Below are 12,289 nucleotides of genomic sequence, written 5' to 3' on the forward strand. Positions count from 1 at the left end.
TGCTTTTTCATCAATATCATCTTTTGTTCAGCCGCGTTCCCGTAGTTTTGAAGGCTGCAAACGCATTAAAGGCCGGAATAGTTTTTGGAGTATACCCGGATAACTCGAAAGCTCTGACTTCCTGATCACACCGAACATGATCAACAGTACTAAATAAAGCGCAACAACGATAGCACCCACGAGCAAGCATGTAATAAAGAATGCGAGCCGGGCAGGCATAAAGTCAACCATTTGAATACCTAGCTGATTCATCCCATAGCCTATACTCAAAGCAGCCAACCCTGTAACGACAAAGCCTGTCCAGCGTGAGCCCAGAATAGAGAACGGAACAATGAGCTTAATCGCTCGTATGTTAAGTATAGTAATAACAAGGAAACATAGAGCTGTTGCACCGATAATTCCATAAATTCCAAACAGCGGAGCAAGCAGAACGCTGGCGACCAGCTTGATAACAATACCGATCATAACGTGAATCATGGAAACCTTGGCTTTACCGATTCCAAGCAGGATCGAGCCAGATGTCATCATCGTAATCTGGAATATGGTCCCAAAAGTGAGCATAGCGATTATTTCGCTTCCATTCAACGTACTGAACAACAAACCATTGACGGAATAGGATGCAGCAACGAGAGCCAGAACAATGGGCATTCCCGTCAAAATAGATATTCTTAAGGCAAGTGTAACCTGACGCTGAAGGTGATCCTGATCTTTTTTGGCATAGGCAGCAGATATGATAGGAATCAACGATTGACTTAGAGCAATTGCAAGAATCGGTGGAATCCCCGCAATGCTTTGCGCTCTCGTACCTAGTACCGCCAGAGCTTCCGTCGCCGCTTCCGCACCGATATGTCCGGTCAAGAGCGGCTTGACAATCGAACCGTCGATGAAGTTGATAGCAGGAACCGCAAGCGATGACAGTACAATCGGAATAGACAGGGTAAAAATCGCTTTATAAATCCCCCAAAGCGGAATGGATGTATCCGCTCCGGGCAGGTTCTGCTTCCGATCCTGACGCCTTAGCTTCATCGCAAAAAAGATCATAACACCGAACGCAGCAACACTGCCGAGCACGCCGCCAAAGGATGCACCGGCTGCTACCCAAGTGTCATCATAACCGAGACGAACCAGAATGTACGCCAGACCAATCCCGGTAAGCACCCTTGCGATCTGTTCAACAATCTGGGATATACCGCCGGCTGTCATGAAGTTCCGCCCCTGGAAATACCCTCTCATCATCGCAATGGTCGGAAAAAGAAGCAGCGCTGGCGCCAAAGCTCTTATTGCAGCTGCTGATTCCGGCATCTCTGCCACATAAGTGGCATAGTACGGTGCAACGAAATACAGCATCAGTGTCATAACAATTCCGGCACCGGCCGAAAAGAAAAGAGCCGCCTGATACACCCGTTTGGCCTCAGACGTTCTGTTCAGTGCATAGCGCTCGGATACCATCTTGCTGAGCGTACTCGGAATACCGGCCGTAGCTATGGTCAGCAGCATTAAATAAACATTGTTTGCAATCGTAAAGGATGCGTCCCCTACATTATTGAGTAAATGCTCGAGCGGTATCCGCTGAGCCAACCCTAAAACCCGAGCCACTAAAGCAGCAACGGCCAGAACGATTGTACCTTTGATGAAAGTATCTTTCTTTGACAAGTTCTTACCCTTCTTTCTCCCAAAAAGGCCCTGCTACCCGCAGTTTCCCCTAAAAAATCCAAACAAAGAAAATAATAATCATGGCAAGCTGTAAAACAACCTTCACAACAATACTGCTGAACAGTCCCAAAACCGAACCCAGTCCCACCTTTATTGATTTTCCTGGCGCCGAACCTGCCAGCATCTCTCCAACAATAGCTCCGATAAAAGGGCCAATGACAAGTCCGAAAGCCGGAATAACGAACGGGCCAACCAATAAACCAACCGTACTTCCCCAGATGGATGCTTTGGAACCGCCAAGCCTTTTAACTCCCCAGGCGTTAACGGCATAGTCGGCAACAAACAGAATAATAAGGATCAAAGTCTGAATAATCCAGAAAAACCAATTATAATGCTCAAATGTAAAGAACCAGCCATAAACGAAAAGCGCCAAGTAAATGGCGACAACGCCTGGCAAGATCGGGTATATAGCCCCGGCCATACCGACGACAAACAGGGCAATGACGATGATCCAACCCAATACATCCACCTATAAATCACTCCCGACACAAAATATAATCACGAATCACTTCCACGATGCCATTATCATTGTTGCTAGCTACAACAACATCCGCTTCATCCTTGACCGTCTGCTGGGCATTTCCCATTGCCACACCCAAGCCAGCCTGCTGAATCGCTGCTAAATCGTTCAGACTATCACCTACAGCAACTGCCTGAGATATGTCAAGACCGAGAAGCTCGCATACCTGCTTAATTCCTTCCGCTTTGTTAATTCCTTTCGGATTAATCTCAAAATTCTGTGGAGATGAGTTCGTGATTTCAAGACCTTCTATTTCTTGAAGCCTCATTAAAACCTGATGACGTACATCATCATCTTCTATATGATATCCAAATTTCAACCATTCCTCATTCGCAATGTCTTCGGCCCAGTTGTCCCGATTATACAGCTGGTCTACAGCGTATGCCCAGAACCAGGAATCCGTCTCCACCGCGATTCGATGCATTTTTCGGACAAGCTCTACATCTAGCATGGAACGGCGATACAAGTCATAAGGTGCTCTCCATACTTCGCTTCCGTTCACAGTAATCATCGGAGTTGTCAGCTCTAATTGCTGTGCATATGGATACGCACTGGAAAATGCCCGACCTGTAGACAAGCATACATGAATCCCTTGACGAACCGCTTCCTTAATCCATTTTACCGTTTCCGGTGAAATCTCAAGATCATCCTGAAGCAATGTTCCATCCATATCCAATGCCAGCAACTTGTATTTATGACTCATGACATAATCCCCCTTCTGATTCTCTCCTGTTAGACATAACGCCATTTTACCATAAATAAAAAAAGATGCCCAAAACCTGATGACCAAAGACAAACGCGGCTGCAAACACAATCGCTTTACCAAATTTACAATGTACTCTATCTTGAAAAAAAGCAAGTCAGGATTATAACAATCCCGACCTGCCTGATATATTAAACAATTCGTGAAAATGAAGTTATTCCGTAGTTTCAACATCTGAATCAGCAGTACCTTCATTCGTACCCGTGCCTTCATCAGACGATTCTTCCTTCTTCGGATGCGGCGTTCCATCCAGCCCATAAACCTCATCATAAGCATCAAAGATCTTACGAGCTACAGGTGCTGCACTGTAGGAACCGAATCCGCCTTCCGGGATAATTACTGCTACGGCAAGCTTAGGCTTCTCCCGCGGAGCAAATGCGATAAATACACCGTTGTCTGTTAAAATTCGATTCCCGTCGACGTAGACCTCCATTTGAGATGTACCGGTTTTTCGAGCGAAATCATATCCAAACCCATCAAATGAAGGAAGTCCTTGCGTGTTCATTCCTTGAATAACCTCATCCCAATATTGATCAGGAATATCTACTTTATTAAGTACCTCACGCTCAAAAGTTTGAACAACTTCTCCCTCCTGGGTTTCGATTTTGCTAGCCAGCTGCGGCTTTAGCCGTTCGCCTCGGTTGGCCAACATGGTTGTATACTGTGCCAGCTGAAGCGTAGTATAGCCACCGGATTGACCGAACGAAGCGTAGGCAAGAGCCGCCATATAACTGCCCGCCTGTTCAATGTTGTCATAGTCTTTTTTTCCTCGATGTTCATTCGGCAATCCAGAACCGGTAACCCCTCCGAGTCCAAAAGCCTTCATATACTCATCCCATACCTCAATACCTTTAGCACCATATTTGGCATGCAGCTTCTCACCAACCATGTCAATCATGAATGCATTTGAAGATTTTTCAATCGCTTTCGCTGGATCAATAGAACCGAATGCTTTACTCCCGGAGTTTCTTACCTTACGAGGATCTTTACCGATTTGTGCATAACCTACGTCAGGGTAATAATCATTGACCCCAAATAATCCTTCATTCAAACCGATCAGCACTGTCAGCGGCTTAATGGTAGAACCGAGCCATGGAATGGAATCCAATCCGTTAGCTGAGCGCCCGGAGCTGTACGGTGTAATGGTCCCGTTTCCATAATAAGGCATAACTTTATCCCAATCATCCGTACCATCTTTCCACACATTCGGATCATAATCCGGAATGCTGGCCATGGCAACAACGTTACCGGTCTCCACCTCCATAGCCACCGCGTACCCTGTCTTGGCTTCAGGATGGGTTCGGCCCGAAAACGGTACAGTCCTCAGCCATTCCAGTTGATCCACAATCGCCTGCTCTGCAGCCATCTGAATGTCTTTATGGATCGTTGTATGCACATTGTGACCCTTTTCAGGAGGAACCAATGTCGGCGTACCGTCAATCATATTTAGCGGATTAACAGGGATGCTCATATAGCCGTTTTTGCCCCGAAGTTCATCCTGGAACATCATTTCCAATCCATCAACGCCCACTCGTTCCGTTTCAGTATATTTCAAGCCGGGGTCCTTCTGATCCTTGTTCTGTTCATCAATCTCTTTATATTTATTGATACTTTTAACACCTTTAAACTCTTTCAAGTAACCGATCGTTTGTACAGCTACCGTATCCTTGTCGTAAAACCGAATATTTTCCTCCACAACTTCCACTCCAGGAAACTGGGACTTATTCTCAATAAAATAAGCAACCTCTTTTTCGGTAAGTTCGCCTTTAATTCGACGCGGTTCATATCCTCCCTGTTTTCTGGATTGTAAATCCAGCTTTTCAATGATATCCTGAGTCGTCAGCTTCTCCCCGTTCGGATCACCGTATTTTTCAAACACTTTATACATCTTCTCCGCAATCGCTTCGATCTCAGACCGATTTGCCCTCCCCTTTTCAGTCTCATTGCTATAGTCTTTTAGAAGGGTTACATATAGGGCATTGGATGGCTTGGAATAAGCGATCGGAGTCCCCGAGGCATCAATGATGCTGCCCCGAATCGGCTGAAGCGGAAAGTTTTTCGTCCGACCTCCCGTTTCCTGCTCCGTTAACTCCGGACCCTCTACGAACTGCAATATAGCAAGCCGGATAATAATGACACAAAATATGATAAAAGTGCTGAAAAAGAACAAATTGATTCTTAAATTTAATTGACTACTGGCATCCGCTTCATCTTTTTTTCGTCTGCCAGGCTTAAAAAACTTCACCCTAAGCTTCTCCCCTTTTGGTTGACTTTCGCATAAAGAATAACTCAAACGTAAACGACTTTGCTGTCTTTGGGAGGAAAAAACTGACGTTTTCGCGGAGAAATCTAAGATGTATAATGTCGAACTTGTCTTCCTTAGATTTTAACATAAACCCTGCCCCCGATTCATCTTTGCAGATACTACCAGGGTTGGGAACAATTCGTTGAGATAAAGCGCAAAAAAGGCCCTCCCTAAAGAAAGGCCCTCTGCAAATATTTCCACTTCATAATATATATTTTATTCCGTACCTTCTGCACCCGATTCATCCGATTGCTCGGAGCCTTGAGCGGCTTCATTTGCAGTTTCCGCCTTCTTTGGTTTCGGTGTACCATCCAGGCCATATACTTCATCATAGGCGTCAAAAATTTTTCGGGCAACAGGAGCAGCGCTGTATGAACCAAAACCTCCTTCAGGAATGATGACAGCTACGGCAAGTTTTGGATTCTGACGGGGAGCAAACGCAATGAAGACACCGTTGTCCGTATTAATTTGTTCACCATTCTCATAAATGGTCATCTGGGATGTCCCTGTTTTACGGGCAAAATCATATCCAAACCCGTCAAACGAAGAAAGCCCCTGAGTATTCATTCCCTGAATCACCTCATCCCAATATCGATCGGGAATATCTACTTTATTCAGGACCTCACGCTTAAACGTTTTAACCGTTTTTCCATCCTGGGTTTCAATTTTACTGGCCAGCTGCGGCTTGATCCGCTCGCCTCGGTTGGCCAGCATCACCGTATACTGAGCAAGCTGAAGCGCCGAATACCCACTGGACTGACCAAATGAAGCAAAGGAAAGTGCTGCCATATGACTGCCCGCCTGTTCAATCTCATCATAGTCTATTTTTCCTTTATATTCGCTTGGTAATCCGGAACCTGGAAACTCACCCAAACCAAAATCTGTCATATACTTGTGCCATACATCAATGCCCTTGTCACCATATTCTTTATGAAGCCCCTCGCCTACCATATCAATCATGAATGCATTAGAAGATTTTTCGAGTGCTTTGGCCGGGTCAATAGAACCGAATGCTCTACCCCCTGAGTTTCTGATCTTGCGGGGGTCCCTTCCGATTTGAGCATAACCTTGGTCGATATAATAATCATCAACCCCAAACAAGCCTTCATTCAAACCGATCAGCACTGTCAGCGGCTTAATGGTAGAACCCAGCCACGGAACCGAATCCAGGCCTCTTGCTGAGCGCCCGCTGTTATATGGTGAGATCGCCCCGTTTCCATAATTCACGCCGTCCAAATTACTTATTCCATCTTTCCACATATTCGGATCGTAATCCGGAATGCTTGCCATGGCCACGACGTTTCCGGTATCCACCTCCATGGCGACAGCATACCCGGTCTGAGCATTGGAATGGGTCTGACCCGAAAACGGTACGGTATGCAGCCATTCCAGCTGATCCACAATCGCCTGTTCCGTCTTCAACTGGATTTCCTTATGGATCGTACTGTAAACATTATGGCCTTTCTCCGGCGGAACCATCGTCGGTACGCCGTCAATCATATTTTGCGGATTGATTGGGATGCTCATATATCCGTTTTTGCCGCGCAGCTCATTCTGAAACATTAGTTCAAGTCCGTCCTTGCCTACACGTTCGGATTCCGAATAGACTAGGCCAGGCTCTTGATCTTTATTTTTTTTATCGATTTTCTTGTATTTCTCAATCGTTTTAACACCTTTAAATTCCTGCACGTAACCGATTGTCTGAACAGCCACCGTGTCCTTATCATAATAACGAATATTTTCCTCGACGATTTCGACTCCTGGAAATAAGTTTTTATTTTCAAGGAAGTGAGCAACCTCTTCTTCGGTCAAATTCCCTTTGATGCGTCTGGGTTCATAGCCGTGCTGCTTCTGCGAGTCCAGATCCAGCTGTTCGATGACATCCTTATACGTCATTTTCTGTTCTGGATTGCCATCACCATGTTTGTTAAACACAGCAACGATATCCTTGGCGATCTTTTCGATTTCGGGTCGATTTTCCTCCCCCTTATCCGAATTACTGCTGTAGTCCTTTAGAAGCGTCATATACAGGGCATTGGAAGGTTTGGAATAAGCCAGTGGAGTTCCTGAAGCATCCAAAATATTGCCCCGGATCGGCTGCAGCGGAAAGTTTTTGGTCTGACCACCCGCTTCCTGCTCTGTCAGCTTCGGTCCTTCTACAAACTGCAATATGGCAAGTCGGATAATAAGAACACAAAAAATGATAAATGTACAGAAAAAGAATACATTTAACCTTAAGGTTAGCTGACTTTTGACCTCTCCCTCATCCTGCCTTGATATTCCAGACTTAAAAAGCTTCACCTTGAGCTTTTCCCCCTAGTTCACCTTTAGATAAAATAATCTTATCATAAATATTGGGATAAAAGTAATCCAAGACAAATACAGAAAAAAAACGCCAACTGACATTTCAAGGCAGAAAAAAGGGGTTCTAGGTCAATAACTAAACTGTTAAAACACCTGCTCTTTAATATGGGTTTCATAGAACCGGGGAGGATTGAACCAATCCCCGCTTTGTGCCCATGTCGGATCAAGCGGTATCCATTGCTGCTGCTCGCTTAAATATACCTCATTCCATGCGTGAGGTCCGTATCCACCTTGGCCGTTGTATCCTCGGCCTGTAACCACTCTGACCTCCAACCCTTGAGAACGGGCCATCATTGCATATAGACGAGCGTAGTCAATGCATACACCCGAGCGGGTACTATAGGTATCTTGCGGAGTTTGCTCACGCCAAATCCGCTCTTCCTCATAAGCCTTTACTTTGTCATAATCATAGGAAACACGCGTACCTACCCAATCATAAAGCTTACGGGCTTTTTCTTCATCGGTTGTGGCTCCTTTTACAACATGGGCGGCCGTTTGCTCAATGTTATCAGGAATCGCATGGTCAATGACCTCATACTTCTGCTGCATAATGCCGTTTAGTTCTTCCTGAACCGATTCTGTAAACACAGGGAGCTTGTCTCGGACAAGTGAGCCCGACAAAGGTTCCATAACCGCCTGCGCACCTTGCTGGTAAACAGGTGACGATTCCACATACTTGCTGAATGAATGATTCGGACTAAGGCTTACCCATATAAATAAAATTGCAATGACAACAATGCTGCGAGCTGCCCCCATAACGATACCGATGCCTGCTCCTGCCATACGGCTGGCAAACGTTGCTGGTTTCTCCTTCTTCAGATCGAATAGTCCCAAACGGCTGCCGATGGTCAGTGATACCAGCAAACGAAGTATAAAAATGATCAAACAATAGCTGATCATGAAAAGAACCGCAAATCTCAACAATGCAAAATCGGCCATCGATTTCACAAAAGTATAATACATTTGCTCCCACATTTTAAGCTCCCGATCAGGAATCTGGTTCCCTAGAGAATCAAGCCATGCAGAGGCTTGAGGTGAAAGCCAAAGTGTAAGTGGAACCGAAATGCCAATACCGATTATACGAAGAAGGGCATCCCCAAGAAAAAAGGCGAGCTTCCCTGCCGAACGGGAAGCTCCCCGACTCCAACCCTGTATTAAAGAAAAGGCTACAATCAACAGCAGGAGAATCGTAATGGCATTACCTTCTCTTAAACTGTCAATCCATGCAGATAGCATAGGAACCCCTCCTTCCTGTCTGTCAATCTAGCTGCTTTAATTCTGTTTCGCCTGTTCAATATATTTTTGAATTGTCTCATTAATATCCCATTTTCCTACAGGTACTCCCCGGAACTTCACTTCCACTTCCTTGGACCCGCTGCTTCCCTTCAGCTCCAGGTTCGGTGACTTCACCGTAAATGTCCCGTCCCCATTAGATGTATATTGTGCGTCTTTAACTTCCTTCATCATCATATTCATAGCTTCTGTCTTGACGGTATCAACCGTTTCGTTCTTTACCGTAGTTACCACTTCACCAATCTGATCCAGTGATATTCCACTGTATATAAGCAGTCCCCCGATTATTAAAACAACCAGTGCCCATTTGATGACTGTTTTGACCAAATTGATCACAATGATTAGCACGATCAAGGCAATAACAATCACAAGCCAATTTTGTTTCAAAAATTCCAGCCATACTTGTGCATCCATGTGATTTCACTCCCATCACTTCACTTGGATCGGTACCCAGTTTACCGTCCTTATCGATTATACATGATTCCCCACCTCGGTGTCAGTAAAACCCCGGTTGTACAAATTAAGGTATAAGCTTGGCAAGTTCAACGTACAAGTAGAACATAACCTGTCTAATAAGGGTAGGAGGTGCTTTATGAAAACAGCAACCTGGTTATATATGTTTTTGTTTTTGGCATTTTTTGATCTTCATGCCCAATATCCTGTCCTTACACCGTTTGCGATTTCACTCGGTGCCGCCCCAACCTTCATCGGGTGGATGATGGGGATCTATGCGTTAACACATCTGCCGGGTAACCTGATCGCCGGCGGACTGATCGACAAACACGGAAGCCGGAGATACATCATCTTCAGCCTGACGGCTGCCGGCATCATTCTGCTGCTTCAAGCTCATGTACAAATGCCTTGGCAATTGCTTGTGCTACGCTCCATCAGCGGGTTTGTTCTCGCCTTTCTGTCACCAGCATGTCTTGCTCTGCTCGCATCTCTGTCCCAAGATAAGGTCATTCAAGGTAAATATATGTCCGGGCATGGCGTTGTTCATACATTGGCTTCCGTGTTGTCGCCAGCGGCAGGCGCTTTTATTGTGGCAAAAACAGGGTTCTCAGGTACATTTCAAAGTTTGGGCTGGCTGCTGATCTTTACGGGGCTCATGGCTTATCTTACCTTGCCTAAATCTTCAGCACTGACCAATCCAGACCGCGCCAAAACAACGAAAATTGAAACGAGTGGAGCACTCCCCTTCAGCCTTCGCCTGTATTTAATTCCTTTCGCTATTGCCTGCTCTCAGGGCATTCTGTTTTTTGAGATTCCGCTGCGTGCAAACGGCCAGGCAAGCATTATGTCAACCGGCCTTCTTTTTTCTGCGGTCAGTTTAGGCGCTTTGGTCACTTTAAGCATGCTATTCCTGAACCATTACAGTCCAGGCAAACGAGTTGCCATCGGCATTCTCGGATTCGCCCTATGCTTTTATGCTTTGGCAGCGGCGAATCAGCTTCCTATAATCGGTATTTTGTTTATGCTCGGTACAGCAAAGGGACTGCTTTTCCCTGCCCTCTCATCCCTATTTATCGAGCTTAGCGGCGGCGGAAGACTGGGGAGAGTGTTCTCCTATCAGTCCATTGCCATGTCTATCGGTTCATTTGTTGGGCCTATAGCATCGGGAATGATTAGAGATTCGATCTCCCCGTATTTTATCGCCTTTATCATGTTGATGATCGTTCTGCTTCTTCTCCCTTACCAGAGGAAAACATCTTCTATCGACATACCGACCGGTGCGAACACTTAGCACAAACCAAATGTCGTATGAATCATATCAGCAAATAACTAGCCCAAAAACACCAAGTTAGGCCAACACACAATCCATATGGGTTTTTACACATAATATACAGTGTGGCAAATGACCACTGAGATTAATTGAGGGGTGAAGATAAATGAGTCACGTTCATAAGCATTGTTATTATCCTGGAGCTTCTATAGGCATTATTTTAGTCCTCTTCATTTTGCTGGTAATTATACTCAGCTGCTTCTATTAAGGTATATCACGAAAGTGAATTTGTCCTTACCTAAATCATCTGATTGTATATTAGGATATTCCAAATGATAAATCAGGCCATTTTTCGAGAATTTCAAGTCTTGGGTGGCCTGATTTTTTTAGAGTTCTTTCTTTTGCATAAGCATATTGGACAAGCTACACTATACATAACGGATGTAAAGACTAATTCGAAGGGCAACATTTCCCGGGGAATTTCGGGTGGGTATATCGCAATATGACAGAGGTGAATGACATGTCGATTTTTATGATCGTAGAGGGAAAAAATGATCGCAGAAAATTGCGCCGATTGCTGACTTCCGACATTACAATTCTTTGCACATTCGGGACATTGAATAGTGTCAAACTAGAATCTCTATACAAGCAAGTCCAAAATCAAGAAGTGTATCTGTTTATGGATAATGACAGCTCGGGTAAAAAAATTCGCGGCGTCCTGAGAGATGTGTTCCCCGATGCCATCCACATATACACACGTCGAGGTTATGCCGGAGTTGAGGGAACGCCTGACGAATATCTCATCGCCCAGTTAGAAAAAGCCGGGCTGGAGGAATTTATACTTTATCCCCCTCCGGTCTCCAATTTCGAGATACAATGAACTTCCGTGAGAATCAAAAAAGCGCTTGAATTATTCTGTGGAATAGTTCAAGCGCTTCTTCACTTTATGTTCCCTACTCTTTAACCAATGCTTTAACATCTTTCACAACTTCCTCAATCTGCACGCTGTTAGGGTCAATGGCGTTGTACATCTTACGAATGTTATTGTCACGGTCAACCAATGCGATCTTGTTTCCGTGTGTATAGTTGCTTGAATCATCGCCATATAACTGGACTCCAAAAGAATCATTCATCAGCACACGTGTTTCTTCTTGATCGCCGCGGAGAAAATACCAACCGCTGTAGTCTGCAAAAAACTTATCGCCAAATTCTTTGATTTTTTCTTTTGTATCCGTTTCCGGATCAAAAGAAATGGAGACAATTGTAGCATCTTTGCCAAAGGTTCCATCCTTCTTTAGTTCGTTCTGGATCTGGGACAGTACAAAAGTCGTTAAAGGACAAACATCTTGACAGCTGGTGAAGTAAAAATACATCAGGCGAACTTTTCCCTTCGTATCGTCCCTGGATATCGTTTTACCATCCACGTTCTCCATCGTGAAGTCCCCAACCTGCCCTACGACAGGATATTTGCTTTTACCGATTCCGAGTGCATTGTAAACCAGAATTACCGCAGCAAGCAGGCAGGCTGCGAAAAGCAGCCAATGCCACTTATAACGTTTGAAAGATGCCATTAACCCCCGTTCTCCCTTCATCCATTCAAGTTTGTAT

At 45.0% G+C, this 12,289-nt stretch carries 10 protein-coding genes; 2 read left to right on the top strand and 8 right to left on the bottom strand.

Annotated elements, in window-relative coordinates; all coding sequences use genetic code 11:
- Nucleotides 1–27 precede the first annotated feature (27 nt).
- The 7 genes from C8268_RS06320 to C8268_RS06350 form a co-directional block, all read right to left on the bottom strand.
- Entirely contained in the window at nucleotides 28–1,653 is a 1,626-nt protein-coding gene (locus C8268_RS06320; RefSeq protein ID WP_106766898.1) for a putative polysaccharide biosynthesis protein, read from the bottom strand.
- 49 nt (nucleotides 1,654–1,702) lie between these two features.
- The gene (locus C8268_RS06325; protein WP_106766899.1) at nucleotides 1,703–2,182 is read right to left on the bottom strand and encodes a DUF456 domain-containing protein; all 480 of its coding nucleotides are present in this window, start codon (nucleotides 2,180–2,182) and stop codon (nucleotides 1,703–1,705) included.
- A gap of 7 nt (nucleotides 2,183–2,189) precedes the next feature.
- Entirely contained in the window at nucleotides 2,190–2,936 is a 747-nt protein-coding gene (locus tag C8268_RS06330; protein WP_106769859.1) for a Cof-type HAD-IIB family hydrolase, read from the bottom strand.
- Nucleotides 2,937–3,150: 214 nt separating this feature from the next.
- The gene (locus tag C8268_RS06335) at nucleotides 3,151–5,241 is read right to left on the bottom strand and encodes a peptidoglycan D,D-transpeptidase FtsI family protein (RefSeq protein ID WP_106766900.1); all 2,091 of its coding nucleotides are present in this window, start codon (nucleotides 5,239–5,241) and stop codon (nucleotides 3,151–3,153) included.
- A 276-nt stretch (nucleotides 5,242–5,517) separates the two neighbouring features.
- The gene (locus C8268_RS06340; protein ID WP_106766901.1) at nucleotides 5,518–7,602 is read right to left on the bottom strand and encodes a peptidoglycan D,D-transpeptidase FtsI family protein; all 2,085 of its coding nucleotides are present in this window, start codon (nucleotides 7,600–7,602) and stop codon (nucleotides 5,518–5,520) included.
- A gap of 147 nt (nucleotides 7,603–7,749) precedes the next feature.
- Nucleotides 7,750–8,901, bottom strand: a complete 1,152-nt coding sequence (locus C8268_RS06345) for a transglutaminase domain-containing protein (RefSeq protein ID WP_106766902.1) — start codon at nucleotides 8,899–8,901, stop codon at nucleotides 7,750–7,752.
- A gap of 36 nt (nucleotides 8,902–8,937) precedes the next feature.
- Nucleotides 8,938–9,372 (bottom strand): hypothetical protein, encoded by a 435-nt coding sequence (locus tag C8268_RS06350; RefSeq protein WP_106766903.1) that lies wholly within the window; start codon nucleotides 9,370–9,372, stop codon nucleotides 8,938–8,940.
- A gap of 178 nt (nucleotides 9,373–9,550) precedes the next feature.
- Here C8268_RS06350 and C8268_RS06355 point away from each other — a divergent pair, with 178 nt between their 5' ends.
- A complete protein-coding gene (locus C8268_RS06355; RefSeq protein WP_106766904.1) occupies nucleotides 9,551–10,702 on the top strand; it encodes an MFS transporter in 1,152 nt (383 codons plus the stop codon).
- 499 nt (nucleotides 10,703–11,201) lie between these two features.
- Complete coding sequence (locus tag C8268_RS06360; RefSeq protein ID WP_106769860.1) at nucleotides 11,202–11,561, top strand: toprim domain-containing protein; 360 nt, start codon at nucleotides 11,202–11,204, stop codon at nucleotides 11,559–11,561.
- A 73-nt stretch (nucleotides 11,562–11,634) separates the two neighbouring features.
- On the opposite strand, the gene C8268_RS06365 is transcribed toward C8268_RS06360, so the two are convergent.
- Complete coding sequence (locus C8268_RS06365; protein WP_106766905.1) at nucleotides 11,635–12,252, bottom strand: SCO family protein; 618 nt, start codon at nucleotides 12,250–12,252, stop codon at nucleotides 11,635–11,637.
- Nucleotides 12,253–12,289: the final 37 nt, after the last annotated feature.

It is taken from the genome of Paenibacillus faecalis (assembly GCF_900289175.1).
GTDB classification, from domain to species: domain Bacteria; phylum Bacillota; class Bacilli; order Paenibacillales; family Paenibacillaceae; genus Paenibacillus_AQ; species Paenibacillus_AQ faecalis.